At 70.6% G+C, this 24,535-nt stretch carries 19 protein-coding genes; 12 read left to right on the top strand and 7 right to left on the bottom strand.

Annotated elements, in window-relative coordinates:
• Positions 1–3 precede the first annotated feature (3 nt).
• The 6 genes from ACFWI4_RS08385 to ACFWI4_RS08360 all read right to left on the bottom strand — a co-directional run bounded on the left by ACFWI4_RS08385 (position 4) and on the right by ACFWI4_RS08360 (position 8,899).
• Positions 4–1,308, bottom strand: a complete 1,305-nt coding sequence (locus tag ACFWI4_RS08385) for a M20/M25/M40 family metallo-hydrolase (RefSeq protein ID WP_387192301.1) — start codon at positions 1,306–1,308, stop codon at positions 4–6.
• Positions 1,301–2,134, bottom strand: a complete 834-nt coding sequence (locus tag ACFWI4_RS08380) for a M55 family metallopeptidase (RefSeq protein WP_387192298.1) — start codon at positions 2,132–2,134, stop codon at positions 1,301–1,303. Before ACFWI4_RS08380 ends, ACFWI4_RS08385 begins: the two co-directional genes overlap by 8 nt.
• A gap of 74 nt (positions 2,135–2,208) precedes the next feature.
• Entirely contained in the window at positions 2,209–2,934 is a 726-nt protein-coding gene (locus ACFWI4_RS08375; protein WP_387192295.1) for a class I SAM-dependent methyltransferase, read from the bottom strand.
• Between the two features lie 171 nt (positions 2,935–3,105).
• The gene (locus tag ACFWI4_RS08370; protein WP_387192293.1) at positions 3,106–5,562 is read right to left on the bottom strand and encodes a SpoIIE family protein phosphatase; all 2,457 of its coding nucleotides are present in this window, start codon (positions 5,560–5,562) and stop codon (positions 3,106–3,108) included.
• A gap of 280 nt (positions 5,563–5,842) precedes the next feature.
• Positions 5,843–8,230, bottom strand: coding sequence for an MFS transporter (locus tag ACFWI4_RS08365; protein WP_387192290.1), 2,388 nt, complete (start codon positions 8,228–8,230; stop codon positions 5,843–5,845).
• Between the two features lie 225 nt (positions 8,231–8,455).
• A complete protein-coding gene (locus ACFWI4_RS08360) occupies positions 8,456–8,899 on the bottom strand; it encodes an SRPBCC family protein (protein WP_387192287.1) in 444 nt (147 codons plus the stop codon).
• 193 nt (positions 8,900–9,092) lie between these two features.
• Here ACFWI4_RS08360 and ACFWI4_RS08355 point away from each other — a divergent pair, with 193 nt between their 5' ends.
• From ACFWI4_RS08355 to ACFWI4_RS08345, 3 genes are all read left to right on the top strand, one after another.
• Positions 9,093–10,142: an Rv2578c family radical SAM protein gene (locus ACFWI4_RS08355; RefSeq protein ID WP_387192284.1), complete on the top strand. Its 1,050-nt coding sequence runs from the start codon at positions 9,093–9,095 to the stop codon at positions 10,140–10,142.
• A 186-nt stretch (positions 10,143–10,328) separates the two neighbouring features.
• On the top strand, positions 10,329–11,912 hold the full coding sequence (locus ACFWI4_RS08350) for an alpha/beta hydrolase (RefSeq protein ID WP_387192281.1): 1,584 nt from the start codon (positions 10,329–10,331) through the stop codon (positions 11,910–11,912).
• Positions 11,913–11,972: 60 nt separating this feature from the next.
• The gene (locus tag ACFWI4_RS08345; RefSeq protein ID WP_387192278.1) at positions 11,973–12,536 is read left to right on the top strand and encodes a GNAT family N-acetyltransferase; all 564 of its coding nucleotides are present in this window, start codon (positions 11,973–11,975) and stop codon (positions 12,534–12,536) included.
• A gap of 68 nt (positions 12,537–12,604) precedes the next feature.
• Here ACFWI4_RS08345 and ACFWI4_RS08340 read toward each other — a convergent pair whose 3' ends face one another.
• Positions 12,605–13,189 carry an adenylosuccinate lyase gene (locus ACFWI4_RS08340; RefSeq protein WP_387192275.1) on the bottom strand — a complete coding sequence of 195 codons (585 nt, stop codon included), beginning with the start codon at positions 13,187–13,189 and terminating at the stop codon, positions 12,605–12,607.
• 371 nt (positions 13,190–13,560) lie between these two features.
• Here ACFWI4_RS08340 and ACFWI4_RS08335 point away from each other — a divergent pair, with 371 nt between their 5' ends.
• The 9 genes from ACFWI4_RS08335 (at position 13,561) to pssA (ending at position 24,501) form a co-directional block, all read left to right on the top strand.
• Positions 13,561–15,366: a 3-hydroxyacyl-CoA dehydrogenase family protein gene (locus ACFWI4_RS08335; RefSeq protein WP_387192272.1), complete on the top strand. Its 1,806-nt coding sequence runs from the start codon at positions 13,561–13,563 to the stop codon at positions 15,364–15,366.
• A gap of 136 nt (positions 15,367–15,502) precedes the next feature.
• Positions 15,503–16,315: a TetR family transcriptional regulator gene (locus ACFWI4_RS08330; protein WP_385407884.1), complete on the top strand. Its 813-nt coding sequence runs from the start codon at positions 15,503–15,505 to the stop codon at positions 16,313–16,315.
• Positions 16,316–16,744: 429 nt separating this feature from the next.
• Complete coding sequence (gene ccrA, locus ACFWI4_RS08325) at positions 16,745–18,082, top strand: crotonyl-CoA carboxylase/reductase (protein WP_387192269.1); 1,338 nt, start codon at positions 16,745–16,747, stop codon at positions 18,080–18,082.
• Between the two features lie 8 nt (positions 18,083–18,090).
• The gene (locus ACFWI4_RS08320) at positions 18,091–20,139 is read left to right on the top strand and encodes a protein meaA (protein ID WP_387192265.1); all 2,049 of its coding nucleotides are present in this window, start codon (positions 18,091–18,093) and stop codon (positions 20,137–20,139) included.
• A complete protein-coding gene (locus ACFWI4_RS08315; RefSeq protein WP_385407892.1) occupies positions 20,136–21,101 on the top strand; it encodes an HpcH/HpaI aldolase/citrate lyase family protein in 966 nt (321 codons plus the stop codon). The genes ACFWI4_RS08320 and ACFWI4_RS08315 overlap by 4 nt, the downstream gene beginning before the upstream one ends.
• Before the next feature lie 5 nt (positions 21,102–21,106).
• A complete protein-coding gene (locus tag ACFWI4_RS08310; RefSeq protein ID WP_261705053.1) occupies positions 21,107–21,634 on the top strand; it encodes a MaoC family dehydratase in 528 nt (175 codons plus the stop codon).
• 2 nt (positions 21,635–21,636) lie between these two features.
• A complete protein-coding gene (locus ACFWI4_RS08305; protein ID WP_385407894.1) occupies positions 21,637–22,842 on the top strand; it encodes an acyl-CoA dehydrogenase family protein in 1,206 nt (401 codons plus the stop codon).
• Positions 22,843–23,012: 170 nt separating this feature from the next.
• Positions 23,013–23,660 (top strand): phosphatidylserine decarboxylase, encoded by a 648-nt coding sequence (locus ACFWI4_RS08300; protein WP_385407896.1) that lies wholly within the window; start codon positions 23,013–23,015, stop codon positions 23,658–23,660.
• A gap of 22 nt (positions 23,661–23,682) precedes the next feature.
• Positions 23,683–24,501 carry a CDP-diacylglycerol--serine O-phosphatidyltransferase gene (gene pssA / locus ACFWI4_RS08295; protein ID WP_339135874.1) on the top strand — a complete coding sequence of 273 codons (819 nt, stop codon included), beginning with the start codon at positions 23,683–23,685 and terminating at the stop codon, positions 24,499–24,501.
• The last annotated feature ends 34 nt before the right edge of the window (positions 24,502–24,535 follow it).

Below are 24,535 nucleotides of genomic sequence, written 5' to 3'. Positions count from 1 at the left end.
CCCCTAGGCCGTGCGCAGGAAGCGGTCGAGGACATGGACACCGAAGTGGAGCGCCTCGACCGGGACGCGCTCGTCGACTCCGTGGAACATCGCCTGGTAGTCGAAGCCCTCGGGGAGCCTGAGCGGGGAGAAGCCGTAACCCGTGATGCCGAGGCGGGAGAACTGCTTGGCGTCCGTGCCGCCCGACATGCAGTACGGGACGACATGGCCCTCGGGCGCGAACTCCTCGACGGCCGCACGCATCCGGGCGTACGTCGGCGAGTCCAGCGGTGCCTGGAGCGCGACCTCGTGGTGGTGGAACTCCCACTCCACGTCCGGTCCGGTCAGTTCGTCCATGGTGGTGCGGAACTCGTCCTCGCCGCCGGGCAGATACCGGCCGTCCACGTAGGCGACGGCCTCCCCCGGAATCACGTTGATCTTGTAACCGGCGCTGAGCATGGTCGGGTTGGCGCTGTTGCGGACGGTCGCCTCGACGAGGGAGGCGGCCGGGCCGAGCTTGCCCAGCAGGGCGTCCACGTCGTCCAGGCCGCCGTCCACGCCGTACAGGGCGGCGAGTTCGGTCAGGGCGGCCCGCACGGTGGGGGTGATGCGCAGCGGCCATTCGTGGGCGCCGATGCGGGTGACCGCGGCGGCGAGGCGGGTCACCGCGTTGCTCCGGTTGACCTTGGAGCCGTGCCCCGCGCGTCCCCGGGCGGTGAGCTTGAGCCAGCCGGTGCCCCGCTCCCCCGCCGCGATCGGATACAGCTGCCGTCCGCTGCCGTCGTGGAACGTGAACGCCCCCGACTCGCTGACGCCCTCGGTGCAGCCCTCGAAGAGTCCGGGGTGCTCGTCGGCGAGGAAGCCCGAGCCGTCCTCGGCGCTCGCCTCCTCGTCGGCCGTGAAGGCGATGACGAGGTCGCGCCGTGGCCGTACCCCTTCGCGCGCCCAGGACCGGACGACGGAGAGGATCATCGCGTCCATGTTCTTCATGTCGACCGCGCCGCGTCCCCAGACGACACCGTCGCGGATCTCCCCGGAGAACGGGTCCACGCTCCAGTCCTCGGCCTGGGCGGGCACCACGTCCAGATGACCGTGGACGAGCAGCGCGTCGGCGGACGGGTCGGTGCCCTCCAGCCGGGCCACGACGTTCGTGCGCCCCTTCGTGCGTTCCAGGAGGGTGGGTTCCAGGCCCGCTTCGGCCAGCAGCGCGGCGGCGTACTCGGCGGCCGGGCGCTCCCGGCAGTCCCCGCCGCCCCGGTTGGTGGTGTCGATCCGGATGAGGTCGGAGGTGAACCGGACGACCTCGTCGAGTGCCCGTTCGTCAGCCATACTGCTCCTCCACCGCGGCCGAGGCGATCGTGGTGACCGCCTTGAAGGTCCGAATCCCCTCGTACATCGTGTCGCTGGTGTACGCGATCTTCCGCTCACCGACACGGCCGACCCCGGGCACGACGGTGGCGGCCATGGCCAGGTGCTCGGCGTCGAACTCCAGGGCCACGGTGAACGGCCCGCCGGCGACCGGCTCGTGCCGCACGGCGAGCGCCGCCGCCTCCTTGGCCGCGGCCCGGATGTCAGCGGCGGTCCTGGCCGGGGTGCGGCACACGGCCGCGTAGCGCGAGACATGGTCCTTCACGGCGACCTTCAGGGCCTCCGGCGCGTATCCCAGGGCGTCCTCGCAGGCCACGTCGTCGCCGGTGACCAGCACGACGGGCACGCCGTACTCGGCGACGACATGGGCGTTGAGCAGCCCCTCGCTGGCCCGTACGTCGTTGATCCACACGCCGGTGACGGAGTTCGCGAGATAGGTGTGGGCGAGGACGCCCTCCATGCCCGCCCCCGCGTGGTAGCCGACGAACGCGATGCCGTCCACGTCCCCGTGCTGCACGCCCTCGACCATGGACAGCGACTTGTGCCGTCCGGTGAGCATCTCCGCTCTCTCGTCGAGCCGCTCCAGCAGCAGGTTGCGCATGCTCCAGTGGGCTTCGTTGATCAGCACCTCGTCGGCGCCGCCGTCGAAGAAGCCGAGCACCGCCGCGTTCACGTCCGAGGTGAACAGCGCGCGGCACCGCTCCCACTGGGGGGTCCCCGGCAACACGTCGGCCGGCCAGGTCACACCTGTGGCGCCTTCCATGTCGGCGCTGATGAGGATCTTCATGCCGAAACCGTACGCGCTCCGGCCCGGACCCGGCAGAGCCTGTGGACAACTCGTGCCGGGCCGGGCCGGCGATGTCACCCGGGGCGTCCGGCCACCAGCCACCGCGAGGGCAGTTCGATGAGGGTGCCGTCGGGCGTGTGCTCGGTCGTGAAGAGCGGGAGTTCACCGCTCGCGAGAACCGTGAGACCGGCCTGGCGCAGATGCTCGGGGACCGCCTCGTCCTCGACCGCGCCCGGGGCGATGCCGTGCCGGAACACCGGGGCCAGCTTGGCCGGAGGGCCGTCCGGACTCTGGGCCATCGCGCGCAGCACGGGACCGGCGGCCTCGGCGAGCTCGACGAGGAAGACCCGGCCCCGGTCGCCCACCAGAGTGGCCAGGCCGTCCGCCAGCGGCTGCCGGTCGTCCGGATCGGACTGGTGGAGCACACCGCGCATGTAGACGTTGGCGTCGCCGAGCTCCGCGTGCAGGGCCTCGGTCTCGGTCTTGTCCGCCGCGTCGAGCAGCCGGTACCCGGCCTGCCCGGCCGGATCGGCGGCGCGGGCGTGATCGAGCGCCGTGGACGCGAGGTCGGTCCCGATGACCTGCGGGAACCGGTCGGCCAGGAATCGGGTCTGGGTGCCGTTGCCGCAGCCGAGGTCGACCAGCGGCAGGTCCGGCGCGGTCAGGTGCGGCTCGAAGTGGGCGAGGTGGACCGCGGCCGTGAGCGCGGGCTCCGCGTCCCACAGGACCCCGCCCTGTCCGTCGGGGGCCTCACGCCAGAAGCCCTCCCAGGCTCCTCTGTACCGACTGCTCACGCTCATGCCCGCTCCCCGGGATCGCGACCGCGCCCGCCGGGAACCGGCGGGCCTGATCGGTCTACCGTGCCCGGAGTGCGGCGACAAGCCGCCGGCGCATACCTTCACGCCTCATTCGAACCCCGTACCCCTTCATGCGCCGGAGCCGCTCCGCCGCGCCGGCGCCGGACGAACGGATCAGCCGTGCGGGAGCGTCAGTTCGAACCACACGGTCTTGCCCGCGCCGGTGCGGCTGGACCCCCAGGCGCGGGACAGCGCGCTGACGAGCCGCAGCCCTCGTCCGAACTCGTCGCCGGGACCCGCGCTGAGCAGGACGGGCAGCGTGTGGTCGTCGTCGTCCACCTCGCAGAGCAGGGTGTCGCCGCGGACGAGCCGCACCCCGATCCTGCGGCTGTGGGCGTGCCGTACGACATTGGTGACGAGTTCACCGACCATCAGCTCGGCGTTGTCCGAGAGGCCCGTCAGACCCCACGCGCGCAGCTGCTCACGGACCACGGCCCGCGCCGTGCCGGCCTCGGCGGCATCGGGCGCCAGGCTCCACTCGGCGACGGCCTCGGGCTCGATGCCGTTGAGCCGGGCCATCAGCAGGGCCACGTCGTCCTTGCGGCCGCCGCGTGTGTTGAGCGCGCGGATGATGGTGTCGCAGGCCTGGTCCATCGAGGCGGCCGGGTGCGCCGCGGACTCGCACAGGGTGGCGAGGCCGACACCGATGTCCTCGCCCCGCACCTCGACCAGCCCGTCGGTGCACATCACGAGCCGGTCGCCCGGTTCCACCCGTACGCGGATGGCCTCGAAGGGCACTCCGCCGACCCCGATGGGCGCTCCGGTCGGCAGGTCGAGCAGTTCGCTGCGGCCGTCCGCGGCACGGACCAGGACCGGCGGGATGTGGCCCGCGTTGGCGAGGTGCAGCAGTCCGGCGATCGGGTCGTACACCGCGTACAGGCAGGTCGCGAGGTAGGTGTCGCCGAGGCGCTGGGCGAGGTCGTCGAGGTTGCGCAGCAGCTGGGCGGGCGGCAGGTCGAGCGCGGCCATGGTCTGCACGGCCGTACGCAACTGGCCCATCATGGCCGCCGAGTTGAGGCCGTGGCCCATGACGTCCCCGACGACCAGGGCGGTGCGCGAGCCGGGCAGCTTCACCGAGTCGAACCAGTCGCCGCCGACGCGTCCGAGGAGGGTTCCCGGCAGATAGCGGGTCGCGATGTCGCAGCCGGCCATGCGGGGCTCGATGGTCGGCAGCATGCTGTCCTGGAGGGTCTCGGCGACGCTCTCCTGGTAGGTGTACATGCGCGCGTTGTCGAGCACCAGGCCGGCGCGGGCGGCCAGTTCGGCGCCGGTGACCCGGTCCATGTCGTTGAACTCGACGCGCTCGGGGTGCCGCAGCAGGATCATGAATCCGAGCACCACGTTGCGGGCCTTGAGGGGCACGACCAGCATGGAGCGGTTCGTGATGAGCGGCCTGATGTCGCGCTTCTCGAACTGCGCGGCGATCATGTGCCCGAGCTGCTCGCTGATGCGCGGCACGAGGACGGGCTCACCGCTGGTCATGCACTGGAAGAACGGGGTGTGCGCGGGGAAGGGCATGGCCTCGCCGACCGGCACGACGTCGTCCCAGCGGCCCGGCTCGTCCGTGTGCTCCAGGGCGACCCGGTGCCACATCGTGGTCGTGTCGGGCACACCGTCGGGGAAGCCCTCACCGGCGACGACCTGCTCGCGCAGATAGGTGCCCGCCACGTCCGTGAAGCGGGGCACGACGGCCCGGCTGACCTCCTGGATGGTCCGCGCCAGGTCGAGGGAGGTGCCGATGCGCCCGCTGACCTCGTTCAGGAACTCCAGGCGCTCGCGTACCGCGACGTACTCGAGATCCTCGCGTTCGTCGTCCGGGCTCTCCCCGGACACGGGGGCGCCGGACGCCGCCGCCCGGACGGCCCGTTCGCGGCGCGCCTTGCGTTCCGCGCGCCGGGGAACGCCCCAGTCGGGGGTGACGGGCACCCGGTCGTTCTGGCTGAACTCCAGGACGGGATAGCCCAGTTCCAGCACCTGGGCGACGATGCGGGCGCTGTCGCCGACACTCATGCTGGGCAGGATCTCGGGGAGCCGGCGGGCGAGGTCCTCCGCGCCGGGGAAGTCGGTGTGCAGCGCGAAGCCGGGCGCGATGCGCTCGAAGGAGACGTCGTCGTCCTCGTGCCGCATCGCGGCCGCGTCTGCGGCGAGCACGAGGAGCCGTTCGGGGCCGGGGCCGACCAGCGGGTAGGCCCACCACAGGACGTCGATCCGTCCCGGCCCGGCCGCGGAGAGGCGGGCGCGTCCGGCGGCGGGATAGGAGAGCCGTCCGTCCAGGGAGGACTCCAGGCCGGGCCCGAGTCCGTCGTACGTGGCACGGCTCCCGAGGGGGACGGCGTCCGAGGCCTCGGGGAGCGCGCCGGAGACGGGGAGCAGGTCCACCGCCAGACGGCCCAGCGCCTCTTCCTTGGCGACGCCGAACAGCCGTCGCGCGCCGCTGCTCCAGTGCGAGACGAGCCCGTCGCGGTCCACGACCACCACGGCCAGCGGGATGCGGCCGTCGGCGACGTGCTCCGCCGCGCCGTTCCCAGCCCGCCGGCTGGGAGCCGCGCCCGTTTCCGTGCCACGGTCCATGGCCCAGGCCCTCTCTCCCCACGGCTCCGCAAGATCTGTGCCGCCTCCACCACCGTACGGCGGCGGCCGCTCACGATGTGCGGCAATACGGGAATTGAACACGGGCGGGTCGGCTCCGGCGCGCGGCCCGCCCTCCGGGGCGCCGGTCCGAGCCGCGGGACGGCGTGATGAAACGTCAATTCAGTTGACCCGCTTGCGAGTTGCTCCGGCCTGCGAGTCCCTCCGGACCACACCCCGTCTCCGGAGGGCGTGGGTCCAGGTGACCGGCTCCGGGATCGCGTCAGTCCTCGTGCCCCACTTGCAGGTCGCGTTCCGTGCGGCCGCCGCCCGTCACCTGGAGCACGGTGGCCACCGGCGGATAGCCGGCCGCGATCACGGTGTACTCGCCGGACGACAGGTCGACGAACCGGAAGGTCCCGTCCGGTCCTGTGGTGAGGGTGTCGACCACGTTCCCCGCGGCGTCCAGCAGGGTCACGCGGGCGTCCTCGACGGGCCGCCCGCCGCCCGCCCGGACCGTGCCGCGCAGCACGGCGCCGCCGGCGAGTTCGACGTCCTGGCGGGTCTCGCGGGCCGCCTGGACGCTCACCGGGAGCGCGGCCGGGCGGAACGCGGGCGCGCCGGCGGCGAGGGTGTACTCGCCGGCCACCAGGTCCGTGATGACGTAACCGCCCTCGCGTCCGCTGCGGGTGGTGGCCACCACCTCGCCGTGCGCGTTGGCGAGGGTGACGGTGGCCTCGCGCACGGGCGTGCCGTCCGCGGTCAGCACACTGCCGGTGAGCCGCCCGGCGCCGCCCAGCACGACGTCGAGCTCGACGGGCCGTTCGCCGACGGTCACCGAGACGGCCTGCGGCTGGTGGCCGCCCGCCGCGGCGATCAGCATGTACGAGCCCGACCCGGGCGTGGACAGCGCGTACCGCCCGTCCACCGCGCTGGCGCCCCGCCCGATCTGACGTCCCCCGATGTCGATGAGGGTGAGCGCGGCGCACGCGACGGCGGTCCCGTCGGGGTGCTGCACCGTGCCGCAGACGGGAATCCCGGCGGAGTGCGCCGAACGGGCCTGCGGGACGCGGTCGGTGTGCGCGGCGTCGGGGTCCGAGGTGGATGCGTTGTGGGTCACCAGCGGTTTCTCCTTGAGGAAACAGGCGATGAGCAGGCCGAGGACGAGGACCGGCACGAGGTAGAGGAAGATCCGCGGCATGGCGTCGACGTAGGCGCCGATGTACCGGTCGCGCAGGGCGGCGGGCATCGCGTGGACGAGTTGCGGGGTCAGGGACTCGGGGTCCGGGGCGGTCCCGCCCGCGCGCGCGGGGAGGCGGTCGGCGAGCGCGCCGGCCAGCCGGTGGGCGAAGAGCGTGCCGAAGACGGCGGCGCCGACGCTGCCGCCGATCTGGCGGAAGTAGTTGTTGGCGCTGGTCGCGGTGCCGAGGTCGGCGGGCCGGACGGAGTTCTGCACGGCGACCACCAGAACCGGCATGACCATGCCGATACCGGCGCCGAGGACCGCCATCCAGACGCTGTAGTGGAGCCTTTGGGTGTGGGCGCCGAGGCGGGAGAGCAGCCACATGCCGGTGGCCGCGAGGGCGCAGCCGAGGACCGGGAAGACCTTGTAGCGGCCGGTGCGGCTGATGAGCTGCCCGGAGACGACGGAGGCGACGACGATGCCGCCCATCATGGGGAGCATCAGGAGACCGGACTCCGTGGCCCCGGCGCCGTACGCCATCTGGAGAAAGGTGGGGAGGTATCCGGCGGCTCCGAAGAGCGCGGCGCCGACGACCAGGCCGACGAGCGCGGTGACGTCGAAGACGGGGTCCCTGAACAGCCGCGGCGGGATGAGGGGTTCGACCGCGAAGCGCTCGACGACGAGGAAGAGGGCCGTGGCGGCGACCGCTCCCGCGGCCAGGGCGAGGACCACCCGCGAGGTCCAGGCGTACTCGGTGCCGCCCCAGCTGGTCAGCAGGACCAGGCAGGTCGAGGCGGCGGCGAGGAGCAGCACCCCGAGGACGTCGACCCGTCCGCGGACCACGGGCCTGGGCAGCTTCAGGACGACCGTGACGACGGCCAGGGTGAGCAGTCCGAAGGGCACGTTGACGTAGAAGCACCAGCGCCAGGACAGGTGGTCGGTGAAGTAGCCGCCCAGCAGGGGGCCCGCGACCGAGGCGAGGCCGAACGCGGCGCCGATGAGCCCCATGAACCGGCCGCGTCTGCGCGGCGGGACGATGTCCGCGATGATCGCCTGCACGCCGATCATGAGGCCGCCGGCGCCGAGGCCCTGGACCGCCCGGAAGGCGATGAGCTGGTCCATGGTCGTCGCCCGTCCGGCGAGCGCTGAGCCCACGACGAAGACGGCGATGGCGAACTGGAAGACGCCCTTGCGGCCGTAGAGGTCGCCGAGCTTGCCGTAGACGGGGAGTCCGACGGTCGAGGTGAGCAGATAGGCGGTGATCGCCCAGGACATCCGGTCGAGGCCGTGCAGTTCCCCGACGATCTTCGGCAGGGCCGTGGCCACGATCATCTGTTCGAGGGCGGCGAGGAGCAGCGCCGGGATCAGTCCGCAGAAGATCAGGCGCACCTGGCGCGGGGTCGGTCCCGCGGGTCCGGCGGCCGTCGGGGCGGGGTCGGGCAGGGGTGCGAGGGCCGTTTCGTCCGGCACCAGAGTGATCCCGCCCACGTATCCGCTCCCCTCGTCGCACCCGCCGCACAATTGCCGCCAATCGCGACAACTCCCGGCAAGCGTGACGAGTTACGGCGCGGTGCGGCACCGGGCGGAGATCCACCCGAACCGGTGAGGGCACAACACGCCGTCGGGTGGGGCCCCTTGGCGGCACTCGCCGTCAAGTGACCGTCCGACGGCCGCGCCTGGGGCCCCGGGAGCGCGCGCCTCCCGGGGGCGGGGTCACTTCTCGGTGCGCGCCGCGAGGTTGGCGAGCAGGGCGTCGTAGATGCGGCCGAGGCCCTTGGGCGCGAAGGTCCGCTCGAAGAAGCCGCCGATGCCGCCCGCGCCGTTCCAGACGCTGGTGACCTGGACACGGGAGCTGCCCTCGCCGGCCGGGGTGACACGCCAGGTGGTGACCATGGAGGAGTTGCGGTCCTTCTCGACGAGCTCGCCGTCGGTGGGCTCGCTCACCTCGAGCAGGCAGTCGCGGACGCGCTTGCTGGTGGCCTGGAGCTTCCAGTGGACGAGGGTGCCCTCGCCGTCGCCGCCCTCGCGCACCTCGTACTCGCTGAAGTGCTCGGGCAGCAGCTCGGGCCGCGTGCCGCTGTAGTCGGCCAGGGCGTCGAACACCGTTTCCGCGTCCGCCGCGATGACCCGCTCCGTCGTGGCCTCGACCTGCGCCATGGCACTTCCTCCAGCACTTGGTTCCTCGGGGTGTGCGGCCAGCCAACCACCCGCCGGCCCGCGCTCCCAAATCGGGGTACCCCTCGGCGCATCCCCCGGCGCGGGCCGCACCGGTGGGGCGACACGGGAAACGGATCGCACGATCAAGGGAACATGTGTTCTATTCTCTGTTCAGTGCTACCTAGGAGGCGCCATGCGCTGGGAGAACCTGACAGCGGATCCGGCCGACGGCCCCGCCCGGGACGCCGCCCTGTTCGGAGCGGACGCGGTCACGACGAGGACGTTCGACACCCCCGAGTTCCGGGGGATCACCTTCCACGAGATCCGGGCGCGGTCGATCGTGAACCGCGTGCCGGGGGCCTCCCGCATGCCGTTCGAGTGGACGGTCAACCCCTACCGGGGGTGCACGCACGCGTGCGTGTACTGCTTCGCCCGCAAGACGCACAGCTATCTGGACCTCGACACCGGGCTCGGGTTCGACTCGCAGATCGTGGTGAAGGTCAACGCGCCCGGGCTGCTGCGCCGCCAGCTCGCCTCGCGCCGCTGGCTGGGCGAGCACATCGCGATGGGCACCAACGTCGACTGCTACCAGCGCGCCGAGGGCCGCTACCGGCTCATGCCGGGCATCATCGCGGCCCTGCGGGACCACGCGAACCCCTTCTCGATCCTGACGAAGGGGACGCTCATCCTGCGCGACCTCGATCTGCTCCGGCAGGCGGCCGAGGTCACCGACGTCGGGATATCCGTGTCGGTCGGCTTCACCGACGCCGAGCTGTGGCGCACGGTGGAGCCGGGCACCCCGGCCCCCGAGCGCCGGCTGGACGTCGTCCGGACGCTCACGGACCACGGCATCGGCTGCGGCGTCCTGATGGCGCCCGTGATCCCGTTCCTGGGCGACCACCCGGCCCAGCTGCGCGCCACCGTCAGGGCCGTCGCGGCCTCGGGCGCCACCTCGGTGACCCCGCTGGTCCTGCATCTGCGGCCCGGCGCCCGCGAATGGTTCATGGCCTGGCTAGAGCACCACCACCCCCATCTCGTACGGCGCTACGAGCGGCTGTACGCGGAGGGCGCCTACGCCCCGAGGTGGTACCAGCGCCGGATCACCCGTCAGGTCCACGAACTGGCCCAGGAGTACGGCATCGGCCCCACGCGCGCGGGGATGCCGCGCCGGATCACGGTCCCGGAACCCGAGGCCGCCCCGGCGCCCGCCGCGACCGGGCCGACACAGCTGACGCTTCTCTGAGGACCCGTGACTTGACGGCAGGCGACCCGAAGTCCGCCGGGTCCGCGGATGGCGGCATCCGAGCGCATCCCGCCATCCAATCGGGTCGACTCTCACCGGAACACGTTCTTCCAGGACCCGCCTCCGGCACGATACGGCGAAGGCCGTGGCGTGCACGGCTCAGAATCCTCCGTCCTGGGAGGCCTTGTGAAGAAACGCGCAGTTGCTTTGTGCGGCGCGGCCGTCGTGCTGGCCGGGATGATCACGTCGATCCCCGCCGACGCGAGCACCGGCCCCGCCGCCGCACCGCGCACCACCCGGACCGCGAAACCCGTCTGGAAGAAGTGCGGCACCAGCGACTATCCGACGCTCCAGTGCGCCTCCCTGAAGGTGCCGCTCGACCATGCGAACCCCTACAGCGAGCGGATCACCCTCGCCCTGTCCCGGGTCCCGCACACCGCGAAGACGTTCCAGGGACCGCTGCTGGTGAACCCGGGCGGGCCCGGCGGCAGCGGAATCACCCTGGCCGGCTTCGTCGCCTCCGCGCTGCCCAAGACCGTGGCGGCGCAGTACGACGTCATCGGATTCGACCCGCGCGGTGTGGGCGCGAGCAGGCCCGCGCTGGACTGCAAGCCGGGGCACTTCAAGCCGGTCCGCCCCGACACCGTGCCGAGCACCAGGGCCATCGAGAAGGCCAACCTCGTGCGCGCCAGGGACTTCGCCGAGGCCTGCCGGACGAAATACGCCAAGCTGCTGCCGTACCTCGACACGGTGAGCGCGGTCCGCGACATGGACGCGATCCGCGCCGCCCTCGGCGCCACGAAGATCAACTACTTCGGCTACTCGTACGGCACCTATCTGGGCGCCGTGTACGCCAAGCTCTACCCGCAGCGGGTCCGCCGGCTGGTCCTCGACTCCATCGTCGACCCCGACGGCGTGTGGTACGACGACAACATCGGCCAGGACTACGCCTTCAACGACCGTCATCTGGCCTTCCTCGCCTGGGTCGCGAAGAACAACGCCGCCTACAAGCTCGGCACCGACCCGTCCGTGGTCGAGTCCAAGTGGTACGCGATGCGCGCGGCGCTGGCCAAGAACCCCGCGCAGAAGAAGGTGGGCGCATCCGAACTGGAGGACACCTTCATCCCGGGCGGCTACTACAACGGCTACTGGCCCTACCTCGCCGAGGCCTTCGCGTCCTATGTGAACGCCAAGAACTCGGACCCGCTCGTGGAGGCGTACGAGAACTTCGGCGCCGTCGACGCGTCGGGCGACAACGGCTACAGCGTCTACACGGCGGTCCAGTGCCGTGACGCGTCCTGGCCGCGCGACTGGCGCCAGTGGCGCCGTGACAGCTGGGCGGTCTACGACAAGGCGCCGTTCATGGCCTGGAACAACGCCTGGTACAACGCGCCGTGCGCGTTCTGGCCGACGGACTCGCTCCAGCCCGTGGACATCTCCAACCACCGGCTGCCCCCGACGCTGCTCTTCCAGGCGACCGACGACGCGGCCACTCCCTACGAGGGCGGGGTGACGGTCCATCACCGGCTGCGCGGCTCCTCCTTGGTGGTCGAACAGGGCGGCGGCAACCACGGCATCACGCTCAGCGGCAACGCCTGCCTGGACAAGTACCTGGCGGCCTATCTGACCGACGGCACGGTGCCGCGCGGCGGCGGCGAGGCCGACGCGGTCTGCCAGACGCTGCCCGACCCCAAGCCGCTGACCGCGAAGGCCGCGTCCTCCTCCTCGCGGGGTTCGACGCTGCACGGCCTGCTCGGCTACCGGGGCTGAACCCCCGCCGCACGCACGCCCGTCGGGGGCGCTGTCGGACCCGTGGTCCACGATGGACCCATGAACGAGCCGACGACCGCCTCCGCCCCCGACGGGCCGCGGGTCCGTGAGATGACCCTCGCCGACTGCGCACGGGTCGCCGAGATCCGGGTGCGCGGCTGGCAGCACGCGTACAAGGGCCTAATGCCCCAGCCGTACCTGGACGGACTCGATGCGGCCGAGGACGCGGCGCGCCGGCGCGACCGCCTCCGGCAGGCCGACGGGTCCGTCGTGAACCTGGTCGCGGAGCGCGCCGGATCCGTGGTCGGCTGGGCCTGCCACGGCCCGCACCGGGACGACGAAGTCCGGTCCGGGGACGTCGAGTTGTACGCGATCTATGTGCACCCGGACGTGCTGGGCCAGGGGATCGGGCAGGCCCTGCTGCGCGAGTCGGTGGCCCGCTGTGCACGGGCCGGGCACGAGCGCATGCTGCTGTGGGTCCTCAAGGAGAACACCACGGCCCGCCGTTTCTACGAGAGAGCCGGCTTCCGTCCCGACGGCGCGGAGGAGCCCTTCGAGGCGGGCGGGGCCACGGTGCCCGAGGTCCGGTACGCGCGCGTGCTGACCGGCGACGCGAACCGGTAGCCCCAGGGCCTGTCCGGTCGTTCGCGTCGTCGCCCCCGGGCGGGCGTGAAGCGCCGGACGGGCGGGCCCTAGGTCCGTTGCCCGGGCAACCGGTTCAGCGCGCGTACCGCCGTCTCCGCGAGCGCGGGGTGGGCCAGCGCCTCGTTCAGGACCACGCGCGCGCGGGCGTCGCCGAGGACACCCAGGCCTTCCGCGCAGGCGAGAGCCACCTTGCGGTAGGGGTCGTGCGGGCGCAGCCTGCGTTCCAGGGTGGTGATCAGCGCGGGCACGGCCTCGGGGGCGCGCAGTTCGACCAGGAGCCGCACCGGCTGGAGCGCGTACGCGACCCGCAGTTCGTTGGTGGCGAGCGCCGCCGCGGCGCGGGCGGTGCGCGGGTCGCCGAGCCGGGCCAGGGCCTGGGCGGCGGACGCGCAGCGTGGCGGGTCACGGTGGTTGAGCAGCAGGACGAGTGCCTCGAAGGCCCGCCGGTCCCCCGCGGTGCCGAGCCGGAAGGCGACCAACTCCCGCGCCCAGAGCGGCTGTCCGGGTTCGGTCAGCGCCGCGGCCAGCACATCGGGATCCTCCGTCTCCGCCAGACGTTCGTAGGCCGCCGCGGATCCGGCCCCGGCCTCGGCGCGCAGACGCTCCGTGAGTGATCGCAACGCTTCGTCCATGGGGCCGAGCTTAGGCAAGCCGGTGAGGTGCGGGGACGTACATCACAAAGTCGGGGGCTGGCGCGCTCGTTACCGGCGGGTTAAGCTCAGACGAGCGAGTTACCCACTCGTGTCTCACCTCTCGGTGGCCTGGTGACGCAGCCATCGTGAGAGCAGTCGGTTCGGTACTTCAGGTACCTCAGTACGACATGGCTCCGGGACAGGGCCGGTCGGCTTTCACCGCCCATGGGCGCCCGTTTCTCCGGCGCTCGGGGACGGCACCGGGCGTGTGCGCTCGTCAGCCCGGAAACACCCGCAACCTCCGCACGGTGTGCGCCTGTCGGCGCACCCGCGTGCGCTCCTCAGTCGTCACTTCCTCCAGGAGTCCCGCGATGGCCACTCCCCTGTCCGACACCCCTCTGTCCCCGCTGAAGACCGTCGCCGTCGTCGGCCTCGGCACCATGGGCACCGGCATCGCCGAGGTCCTCGTCCGGGCCGGCCGTGACGTGATCGGCATCGACATCAGCGAAGCCGCGGCCGCCCAGGCCGTGGCCACCCTCGAAGCCTCCACCGCCCGCGCCGTGCGCCGCGAGCACCTGAGCGACGCGGAGCGCACCGACGCCCTCGCCCGCTTCCGCACCTTCACCGACCTCGCGGCCGCCGCCGACGCCGACCTCGTCATCGAGGTGACCCCGGAGTCGTACGACATCAAGCAGCAGGTCTTCCGGGCGCTCGACGGCATCGTGCGCCCCGAGGCGATCCTCGCCACGGGCACCAACGCGCTGTCCGTGACCCGTCTCGCCGCCGACTCCGCCCGCCCCGAGCGCGTGCTCGGCCTGCACTTCTTCAACCCGGCGCCCGCGATGAAGCTGGTCGAGGTCGTCTCCTCGGTGCTGACCGCGCCGACGGCCGTGACCGCCGTGACCGACCTGGCCGTCGAACTGGGCAAGGAGCCGGTCGCGGTGGGCGACCGCCCCGGTTTCGTCGCCGACGGCCTGCTCTTCGGCTACCTGAACCAGGCGGCCGCGATGTACGAGGCGAAGTACGCCTCCCGCGAGGACATCGACGCGGCGATGAAGCTCGGCTGCGGACTGCCCATGGGCCCGCTCGCGCTGCTCGACCTGATCGGTGTGGACACCGCGCGGACCGTCCTGGAGGCGATGTACTCCGAGTCGCGCGACCGGCTGCACGCCCCCGCGCCGATCCTCAAGCAGCTCAGCGAGGCGGGCCTGACCGGACGCAAGTCCGGGCGGGGCTTCTACTCGTACGAGGCCCCCGGCAGCGACGCCGTCGTGCGGGACGCGCTGACGCCGCTGGAGGGCGCTGTCCTGGCGCAGGGCCGTACGATCCGCTCGGTGGGCGTGGCCGGCTCCGGCACCATGGCCTCCGGGATCGCCGAGGTCTTCGCCAAGGCCGGGTACGAGGTCGTCCTCGCCGCCCGTACGGAGGAGAAGGCGCAGGCGGCCAAGGCCCGGATCGGCAAGTCGCTCGCCCGTTCCGTCGACAAGGGCCGGATGACGGCCGAGGCGGCGGCGCAGACCCTGGAGCTGATCACACCGACCGGCAGCTACGACGACTTCGCCGACGTGGACCTGGCGCTGGAGGCCGTCGCCGAGGACCTGGAGGTCAAGCAGCAGCTGTTCGGCACGTTCGACAAGGTCTGCAAGCCCGGCGCGATCCTGGCCACCACCACCTCCTCGCTGCCCGTCGTCGCCTGCGCCCGCGCCACCTCGCGCCCGCAGGACGTCATCGGCATGCACTTCTTCAACCCGGCCCCGGCGATGAAGCTGGTCGAGGTCGTGCGGACCGTGCTGACCGCGGACGACGTGCACGCCACCGTGCGCGAGGTCTGCGCGAAGATCCGCAAGCACCCGGTGGACTGCGGTGACCGGGCCGGCTTCATCGTGAACGCGCTGCTGTTCCCGTACCTGAACAACGCGATCAAGATGGTGCAGGAGCACTACGCCTCGCTGGACGACATCGACGCGGCCATGAAGCTCGGCGGCGGCTACCCGATGGGCCCCTTCGAGCTGCTCGACGTGGTCGGGCTCGATGTCTCGCTGGCCATCGAGAAGGTCCTGCACCGCGAGTTCCGGGACCCCGGTCTCGCCCCCGCGCCGCTCCTGGAGCACCTGGTGGCCGCGGGCTGCCTCGGCCGCAAGACGGGCCGCGGCTTCCGCGAATATGCCCGCCGCTGAGGGTCCGGGCGACTGGTTCGCGGACGACGCGGACTGGGGCGGACTACTGGGCCCCGCCGGACACCCCCCGCCCTTCCAGGGCGGGGGGATCCCCGGACATGCGCGCTCTCCTGCGCACATGCAGTACGTTCGGGGCATGTCCCAGCCCGCCAGGTCCTCACGTACGCCAGCCACGCCCGACGCGCCGGAGAGCGCCGCGGGCAGTCGCGCGGCGGCCCAACGCCTCAAGATGCGCCGGGAACTGGCGGCCGCGGCCATGGAGCTGTTCGCCGCCAAGGGGTACGAGGCGACCACCGTCGACGAGATCGCGGCCCGGGCCGGAGTCGCCCGCCGCACCTTCTTCCGCCACTTCCGCTCCAAGGAAGAGGCGATCTTCCCCGATCACGACGACACCCTGATCCGGGCCGAGGCGGTGCTCAACGCGGCACCCGCGCACGAGCATCCGCTCGACACCGTGTGCCGCGGCATCAAGGAAGTCATGAGGATGTACGCGGCCCAGCCGGAGATCTCCGTCTCCCGCTACAAGCTGACCCGCGAGGTGCCGACGCTGCGCGAGGCCGAGATCGCCTCGGTGGCCCGCTACGAGCGCCTCTTCACCCGCTACCTCCTCGGCCACTTCGACGAGCACGCGCACGACGACGACGCCAACGACGATCCGCTGCTGGCGGAGGTCGCCGCGTCGGCCGTGGTCACGGCCCACAACCACGTCCTGCGGCGCTGGCTGAGGGCCGGCGGCCAGGGCGACGTGGAGTCGCAGCTGGACCACGCCTTCGCCATCGTCCGCAAGACCTTCGGCACCGGGATCGGCGCGGGACGGGAGACCGCGCCGCGAACGGCGCCCGCCTCGGCCTTCACCGAGGGGGACGTCCTGGTGACCGTCGCCCGGGTCGACGCCCCGCTGGACCAGGTCATGCGCACCATCGAGCAGGCCCTCAAGGAACGGTCCTAGCGGCCGTCCGCCCGCGGGCGGCCCTTTCTCCGACCAAGCGCCGGACACGCTCACTTCGAGCGTGTCCGGCGTTTTTTATACCCTGTTTTGAGCGTTTTGGGCGCCCGCCTGATCGATCATCGCTCACGTGTTGCGTAAAGATTTCACCTGAGCGCAACTTCTGGCACTCCGTGCCTTGTCAGGTGACACGGCGTGCCATACGTTGAAGGAGTCCGGGCGGCCGGCGTGCAGAGACCATGCGTACGCCGGCTGTCCCCGCAAGCCCCATGGCCTGCGCGCCCGGACGCCTGCGTCACAGGCAACCTCCTGCGCCAACCACAGCGCTGCCACAGCACCACCTCCGCCGGACCGACGGCACACCCCTCAGCAGCAGCACCGACGTACCCCTCAGCGTTCTCCCTCTGAACGCGTATCGCCGGAGGCAACACCGTGAAGGAAATCCTGGACGCGATTCAGTCGCAGACGGCCACGTCCGCCGACTTCGCCGCTCTTCCGCTCCCCGAGTCCTACCGCGCGATCACCGTGCACAAGGACGAGGCGGAGATGTTCGCCGGGCTCAGCAGCCGCGACAAGGACCCCCGCAAGTCGATCCACCTGGACGACGTGCCGGTGCCGGAGCTGGGACCGGGCGAGGCCCTGGTCGCGGTGATGGCGTCCTCGGTGAACTACAACTCGGTCTGGACGTCGATCTTCGAACCGGTGTCGACCTTCAACTTCCTGGAGCGCTACGGGCGGCTCAGCGACCTCAGCAAGCGCCACGACCTGCCGTACCACATCATCGGTTCGGACCTCGCGGGCGTCGTGCTGCGCACCGGCCCGGGAGTCAACTCCTGGAAGCCCGGCGACGAGGTCGTCGCGCACTGTCTGTCGGTCGAGCTGGAGTCCTCGGACGGCCACAACGACACGATGCTCGACCCCGAGCAGCGCATCTGGGGCTTCGAGACCAACTTCGGCGGCCTCGCCGAGATCGCGCTCGTCAAGTCCAACCAGCTGATGCCGAAGCCGGACCACCTGAGCTGGGAGGAGGCCGCCGCTCCCGGCCTGGTGAACTCCACCGCCTACCGGCAGCTCGTCTCCCGCAACGGCGCCGGCATGAAGCAGGGCGACAACGTCCTGATCTGGGGCGCGAGCGGCGGACTCGGCTCGTACGCCACGCAGTTCGCGCTCGCCGGCGGCGCCAACCCGATCTGTGTCGTCTCCAGCGAGCAGAAGGCGGACATCTGCCGCTCGATGGGCGCCGAGGCGATCATCGACCGCAGCGCCGAGGGCTACAAGTTCTGGAAGGACGAGACCACCCAGGACCCGAAGGAGTGGAAGCGCTTCGGCAAGCGCATCCGCGAGTTCACCGGCGGCGAGGACATCGACATCGTCTTCGAGCACCCGGGCCGCGAGACCTTCGGCGCCTCGGTGTACGTCACCCGCAAGGGCGGCACCATCACCACCTGCGCCTCGACCTCGGGCTACATGCACGAGTACGACAACCGCTACCTGTGGATGTCGCTGAAGCGGATCATCGGCTCGCACTTCGCGAACTACCGCGAGGCATGGGAGGCCAACCGGCTCGTCGCCAAGGGCAAGATCCACCCGACGCTCTCCAAGGTCTACTCCCTGGAGGACACCGGGCAGGCCGCCCACGACGTGCACCGCAACCTCCACCAGGGCAAGGTCGGCGTCCTCGCGCTGGCTCCCGAGGAGGGCCTGGGCGTCCGCGACCAGGAGAAGCGCGCCCAGCACATCGACGCCATCAACCGCTTCCGGAACGTCTGAGGTCCACCATGACAGAGCGTCAGACAGCCGACGGGCAGCGAGTGAAGGACCGGCCGTGGCTCATGCGCACGTACGCCGGCCACTCCACGGCCGAGGCGTCCAACGAGTTGTACCGGCGTAACCTCGCCAAGGGGCAGACAGGGCTCTCCGTGGCCTTCGACCTGCCGACGCAGACGGGCTACGACCCCGACCACATCCTCGCCCGCGGCGAGGTCGGCCGGGTCGGCGTGCCGGTCTCGCACCTCGGTGACATGCGCAGGCTGTTCCAGGACATCCCCCTGGAGCAGATGAACACCTCGATGACCATCAACGCCACCGCCATGTGGCTGCTGGCGCTCTATCAGGTCGTCGCCGAGGAGCAGGGCGCCGACATCACCAAGCTCCAGGGGACGACCCAGAACGACATCGTGAAGGAGTACCTCTCGCGGGGGACGCACGTCTTCCCGCCGGTGCCCTCCCTCCGTCTCACGACGGACATGATCACGTACACGGTCAACCACATCCCCAAGTGGAACCCGATCAACATCTGCAGCTACCACCTCCAGGAGGCCGGCGCCACGCCGGTCCAGGAGATCGCGTACGCGATGTCCACCGCGATCGCCGTCCTGGACGCGGTGTTCGCGTCCGGGCAGATCGACGAGGACCGCAAGGGCGATGTCGTGGCCCGTATCTCCTTCTTCGTGAACGCGGGTGTCCGCTTCATCGAGGAGATGTGCAAGATGCGGGCGTTCGGGCGGATCTGGGACAAGATCACGCGCGAGCGGTACGGCATCGAGGACCCCAAGCAGCGGCGCTTCCGGTACGGCGTCCAGGTCAACTCCCTCGGTCTGACCGAGGCGCAGCCGGAGAACAACGTCCAGCGGATCGTCCTCGAGATGCTGGCCGTCACCCTGTCCAAGGACGCCCGCGCGCGTGCCGTCCAGTTGCCCGCCTGGAACGAGGCGCTGGGTCTGCCCCGCCCGTGGGACCAGCAGTGGTCGCTGCGCATCCAGCAGGTCCTCGCGCACGAGAGCGACCTGCTGGAGTACGAGGACATCTTCGAGGGCTCGCACGTGATCGAGGCCAAGGTGACCGCCCTCGTCGAGGAGTCGCTGGCCGAGATCGCGCGGATCGAGGAGATGGGCGGCGCGATGGCCGCCGTCGAGTCCGGCTACCTCAAGTCGCAGCTCGTCTCCTCGCACGCCGAGCGCCGGGGCCGGATCGAGGGCGGCACCGACAAGATCGTCGGCGTCAACGTCTTCCAGTCGACCGAGCCGAACCCGCTCACCGCCGACCTGGACGCGGCGATCATGACGGTCGACCCCGCGGTCGAGGCCCGGGTGATCTCCGCGCTCGGGACCTGGCGCGACACGCGGTACCAGCCTCCCTTCAACCACCCGCGCCCGTGCAAGGCGCTGGAGAAGCTGAAGGAGGCCGCGAAGGGCACCGCCAACCTCATGGAGGCCACCCTGGAGTGCGCCCGCGCCGGTGTCACCACCGGCGAGTGGGCCGGGGCCCTGCGCGAGGTGTTCGGCGAGTTCCGCGCCCCGACCGGCGTCTCCTCGGCGCCCGTCGCGGTCACCGCCGAGGAGGGCACGGCGCTCGCGCTGGTGCGCCGCAAGGTGGAGCTGACCGCCAAGGACCTCGGCGCCGGCAACCTCCGCTTCCTGGTGGGCAAGCCGGGTCTGGACGGCCACTCCAACGGCGCCGAGCAGATCGCCGTGCGGGCGCGTGACGCCGGCTTCGAGGTGGTCTACCAGGGCATCCGGCTCACCCCGGAGCAGATCGTGGACGCGGCCGTGGCGGAGGACGTGCACGCCGTGGGCCTGTCCATCCTCTCCGGGTCCCACGCCCAGTTGGTCCCGGACGTCCTGGAGAAGCTGCGCGCGGCCGGTGCGGCCGACATTCCGGTGATCGCGGGCGGGATCATCCCGAACGCCGACGCCGAACAGCTGCGGGCCGCGGGAGTGGCCGCGGTCTTCACCCCGAAGGACTTCGACATCACCGGAATCATCGGCCGTATCGTCGACGAGATCCGCAAAGCGAACAAGCTCGACCCCCTGGAGGTCCCCGCATGACCACGCCCGTCAACCGTCTGCGTCCCAGGCGCTCCTGTCTGGCCGTTCCGGGCAGCAACCCCCGCTTCCTGGAGAAGGCCCAGGGCCTTCCCGCGGACCAGGTCTTCCTGGACCTGGAGGACGCGTGCGCGCCGCTGGCCAAGCCCGACGCCCGGCACACCATCGTCAAGTTCCTCAACGAGGGTGACTGGACCGGCAAGACCCGGGTCGTGCGCGTCAACGACTGGACGACCGAGTGGACGTACCGCGACGTCGTCACGGTCGTCGAGGGCGCGGGGCAGAACCTCGACTGCATCATGCTGCCGAAGGTCCAGACGGCCCAGCAGGTCGTGGCGCTCGACCTCCTGCTGACGCAGATCGAGAAGACGATGGGCTTCGAGGTCGGCAAGATCGGCATCGAGGCGCAGATCGAGAACGCCCAGGGCCTGAACAACGTCAACGAGATCGCCACCGCCTCGCAGCGCGTGGAGACGATCATCTTCGGCCCGGCCGACTTCATGGCGTCGATCAACATGAAGTCACTGGTCGTCGGTGAGCAGCCGCCCGGCTACCCGGCGGACGCCTACCACTACATCCTGATGAAGATCCTGATGGCCGCCCGTGCCAACAACCTCCAGGCGATCGACGGTCCCTACCTCCAGATCCGCAACATCGACGGCTACCGCGCGGTCGCCCAGCGCGCCGCGGCGCTCGGCTTCGACGGCAAGTGGGTGCTGCACCCGGGTCAGGTGGAGGCCTCGAACGAGATCTTCTCGCCCTCGCAGGAGGACTTCGACCACGCCGAGCTGATCCTGGACGCGTACGACTACTACACGTCCGAGGCCGGCGGCAAGAAGGGCTCGGCGATGCTGGGCGACGAGATGATCGACGAGGCCAGCCGCAAGATGGCCCTCGTCATCTCGGGCAAGGGCCGGGCCGCGGGCATGCGGCGCACCACCTCGTTCGAAGCCCCGGAGGCCTGAGCACCATGCAGTTCGGACGCACCTACGAAGAGTTCGAGGTCGGCGCGGTCTACAAGCACTGGCCCGGAAAGACGGTCACGGAGTACGACGACCACCTCTTCTGCCTGCTGACCATGAACCACCACCCGCTCCACATGGACAGCAACTATGCGGAGAAGACGACCGATTTCGGCAAGAACGTCGTCGTCGGGAACTACATCTACTCGCTGCTGCTCGGCATGTCCGTGCCGGACGTCTCGGGCAAGGCGATCGCGAACCTGGAGGTCGAGTCGCTGAAGCACGTGGCGCCGACCTTCCACGGCGACACGATCTACGGCGAGACCACGGTCCTCGACAAGACGCCCTCCCGGTCCAAGTCGGACCGCGGGATCGTCTACGTGGAGACCAAGGGCTACAAGCAGGACGGCACGCTGGTCTGCGTGTTCCGCCGCAAGGTGATGGTCCCCACCGAGACGTACATCAAGGAGCGCGGCGGCGAGCAGCCCGGCCGGCCCGAACTCACCGCCCCGGCGGAGAAGAAGACGGAGAAGTAGTCATGGCGCGACTCGCCCGGACCGCCGGTCTGACCGATGTCCAGCAGGAGATCCTCTCCACGGTCCGCGATTTCGTGGACAAGGAGATCATCCCCGTCGCCACCGAGCTGGAGCACCGCGACGAGTATCCGCAGGAGATCGTCGACGGTCTCAAGGAGCTCGGCCTCTTCGGCCTGATGATCCCCGAGGAGTACGGCGGTCTCGGCGAGTCCCTCCTCACGTACGCGCTGTGCGTCGAGGAGATCGCCCGCGGCTGGATGTCGGTCTCCGGCATCATCAACACGCACTTCATCGTGGCGTACATGCTCAAGCAGCACGGGACGCAGGAGCAGAAGGACCACTTCCTGCCCCGCATGGCGCTCGGCGAGGTGCGCGGCGCCTTCTCGATGTCGGAGCCGGCGCTCGGCTCGGACGTGTCGGCCATCACGTCCAAGGCGGTCAAGGACGGCGACGAGTACGTCCTGAACGGCCAGAAGATGTGGCTGACGAACGGCGGATCCTCGACTCTGGTGGCCGTTCTGGTCAGAAGTGACGAAGGACACCCCGAGGGCACGGCGCCCCACAAGTCGATGACGACCTTCCTCGTGGAGAAGGAGCCCGGCTTCGGAGAGGTCCGTCCCGGCCTCACCATCCCCGGCAAGATCGACAAGATGGGTTACAAGGGGGTCGACACCACCGAACTCATCATGGACGGACTGCGCATTCCGGCCAATCGGGTTCTCGGCGGCACCACCGGCCGAGGGTTTTACCAAATGATGGACGGAGTCGAGGTCGGCCGGGTCAACGTCGCGGCCCGTGGCTGCGGTGTCGCACAGCGCGCATTCGAGCTCGGTGTCTCATACGCCCAGCAACGTCACACTTTCGGCAAGGCGATCGCCCAGCATCAGGCCATCCAGTTCAAGCTGGCCGAAATGGCTACCAAGGTCGAGGCCGCCCATGCAATGATGGTGAACGCAGCTCGCAAAAAGGACTCCGGGGAACGAAACGACCTCGAAGCAGGGATGGCGAAGTACCTCGCCTCCGAGTACTGCAAAGAGGTGGTGGAAGATGCGTTCCGGATCCACGGCGGCTACGGCTTCTCCAAGGAGTACGAGATCGAGCGCCTCTACCGTGAGGCGCCGATGCTGTTGATCGGCGAAGGTACCGCCGAAATCCAGAAAATGATCATCGGGCGCCGGCTGCTCGAAGAGTATCGACTCCAGGGCTAGATGTCCGGGTTCGGGGTGTTTTCATCGCGAAGAAGATCACACCCCGTCAGCTCTCTTCAGCCGTCGACTCCGCATCTTGGCTTGCCCAGTTGCGGTCTGCGACCGGTACGATCGCGTGAAAGCCGCCGTCCCCCGTTCGAGCGCGGCATCATCCGCTACGAAGGTCATCCATGCCCCACAGCCAAACCTCTGCACCTCGCGGCCGGGTCCGCCTCGCGCGCGGAGCATCGCCGTGGCTTCTCCCGACCGTTGCCACCGCAGCACTCAGCCTGGCCCGTTCGCGCCGCTCCGGCGCGGCCAAGGCCGTGGCCGTACCCGCCACCGCGCTCGCGGCCGGGATGCTGTGGTTCTTCCGCGACCCCGAGCGTGAGATCTCCCAGGGCCGGGTCATCTCGCCCGCCGACGGTGTGGTGCAGAGCATCATGCCGTGGAAGGACGGACGCACCCGCGTCGCGATCTTCATGAGCCCGCTCAACGTCCACGTCAACCGCGCGCCCCTCTCCGGCACGGTGACCTCGGTCGAGCACATCCCCGGTGGGTTCGTCCCGGCGTTCAACAAGGAGAGCGAGAACAACGAGCGCGTCGTCTGGCACTTCGACACCGAGCTCGGTGACATCGAGATGATCCAGATCGCCGGCGCCGTCGCCCGCCGCATCGTGCCCTACATCCCCGAGGGGACGAAGGTCGAGCAGGGTGACCGGATCGGTCTGATCCGCTTCGGCTCGCGCGTGGACATCTACCTCCCCGAGGGTGTCGAGGTCGACGTGGAGGTCGGTCAGAAGACCGTGGCTGGGGTGACTCGAATTGACCGTGATTGATCCCGAGACACAGGCCGGGTGGGTGCCGGAGGCCGATGAGCTGGACGACGAGGAGGAGATGCCTCTCTCGCTCCGCCTCTCGATAGCGGACACGCTCACCCTCGGCAACGCCACCTGCGGCTTCATGGCGGTGTACTTCACCACCACCGGCATCCTGATCCCGCACCTCACGGGCAGCGACGAGTCGGGCATGGCCCGTCACTCCGCCGCCACGGCCGTGATCCTGATGCTCTGCGCCGCGATCTTCGACCTGTTCGACGGTCTGGTGGCCCGCAAGCTGCGCTCCTCCCCCATGGGCGCCGAGCTGGACAACCTGTCCGACCTGATCAGCTTCGGTCTCGCGCCGGCGTACTTCGTGCTCGTGTACGGCATGGTCGCGGACGACGCCTACCAGAAGGTGGCGGCGGTCGGAGCGATCGTGGTGCTGCTCGCCGTGGTGCTCAGGCTCGCGAGATTCTCCTGTGTCACGGTGAAGGACGGCACGTTCCAGGGCATGCCGAGCCCGTTCGGCGCGCTGACGGTCGTCTCGATCATCCTGCTGGAGCTGCCCTTCGTCGCCACGCTCATGGCGATCATGGGCACCGCCTGGCTGATGGTGAGCCGGGTCGAGTACCCGAAGCCGCGGGGGCGCCTCGCGGTCGCGATGCTCTCCTGGATCGTGCTCTCGATGGGCCTCCTGGCCGCGTGGGCGTTCGACGCCCCGGGCGGCCAGCTGCTCCTCCAGACCGGCTGTGCGCTTCAGCTGGTGATGGGCGCGGTGATCCCGCTGTTCGCCACGGCCCGCCGGGTGAACAACTTCCGGGGCAACCGCCGCGAGGCGCGAGCCGCGCAGCTCCCGTAACACCCCGCACATGCGGAAGGGCCCCGAACCACAC

It is taken from the genome of Streptomyces sp. NPDC127038, from assembly GCF_042725875.1.
In the GTDB taxonomy this organism is placed as follows: Bacteria; Actinomycetota; Actinomycetes; order Streptomycetales; family Streptomycetaceae; genus Streptomyces.
The sequence above is the reverse complement of the archived record's forward strand: the minus strand, read 5'-3'. Positions and strand labels throughout refer to the sequence as shown.

Bases quoted from the DNA above. Each gene is read 5' to 3' on its own strand.
- ACFWI4_RS08370 (WP_387192293.1), bottom strand. From the start codon at position 5,562: ATGGACCGTGGCACGGAAACGGGCGCGGCTCCCAGCCGGCGGGCTGGG.
- ACFWI4_RS08320 (WP_387192265.1), top strand. From the start codon at position 18,091: ATGACAGAGCGTCAGACAGCCGACGGGCAGCGAGTGAAGGACCGGCCG.
- ACFWI4_RS08385 (WP_387192301.1), bottom strand. From the start codon at position 1,308: ATGGCTGACGAACGGGCACTCGACGAGGTCGTCCGGTTCACCTCCGAC.
- ACFWI4_RS08335 (WP_387192272.1), top strand. From the start codon at position 13,561: ATGGCCACTCCCCTGTCCGACACCCCTCTGTCCCCGCTGAAGACCGTC.
- ACFWI4_RS08345 (WP_387192278.1), top strand. From the start codon at position 11,973: ATGAACGAGCCGACGACCGCCTCCGCCCCCGACGGGCCGCGGGTCCGT.
- ACFWI4_RS08330 (WP_385407884.1), top strand. From the start codon at position 15,503: ATGTCCCAGCCCGCCAGGTCCTCACGTACGCCAGCCACGCCCGACGCG.
- ACFWI4_RS08375 (WP_387192295.1), bottom strand. From the start codon at position 2,934: ATGAGCGTGAGCAGTCGGTACAGAGGAGCCTGGGAGGGCTTCTGGCGT.
- ACFWI4_RS08315 (WP_385407892.1), top strand. From the start codon at position 20,136: ATGACCACGCCCGTCAACCGTCTGCGTCCCAGGCGCTCCTGTCTGGCC.
- ACFWI4_RS08300 (WP_385407896.1), top strand. From the start codon at position 23,013: ATGCCCCACAGCCAAACCTCTGCACCTCGCGGCCGGGTCCGCCTCGCG.
- ACFWI4_RS08305 (WP_385407894.1), top strand. From the start codon at position 21,637: ATGGCGCGACTCGCCCGGACCGCCGGTCTGACCGATGTCCAGCAGGAG.
- ACFWI4_RS08340 (WP_387192275.1), bottom strand. From the start codon at position 13,189: ATGGACGAAGCGTTGCGATCACTCACGGAGCGTCTGCGCGCCGAGGCC.
- ACFWI4_RS08310 (WP_261705053.1), top strand. From the start codon at position 21,107: ATGCAGTTCGGACGCACCTACGAAGAGTTCGAGGTCGGCGCGGTCTAC.
- ACFWI4_RS08355 (WP_387192284.1), top strand. From the start codon at position 9,093: ATGCGCTGGGAGAACCTGACAGCGGATCCGGCCGACGGCCCCGCCCGG.
- ACFWI4_RS08380 (WP_387192298.1), bottom strand. From the start codon at position 2,134: ATGAAGATCCTCATCAGCGCCGACATGGAAGGCGCCACAGGTGTGACC.
- ACFWI4_RS08360 (WP_387192287.1), bottom strand. From the start codon at position 8,899: ATGGCGCAGGTCGAGGCCACGACGGAGCGGGTCATCGCGGCGGACGCG.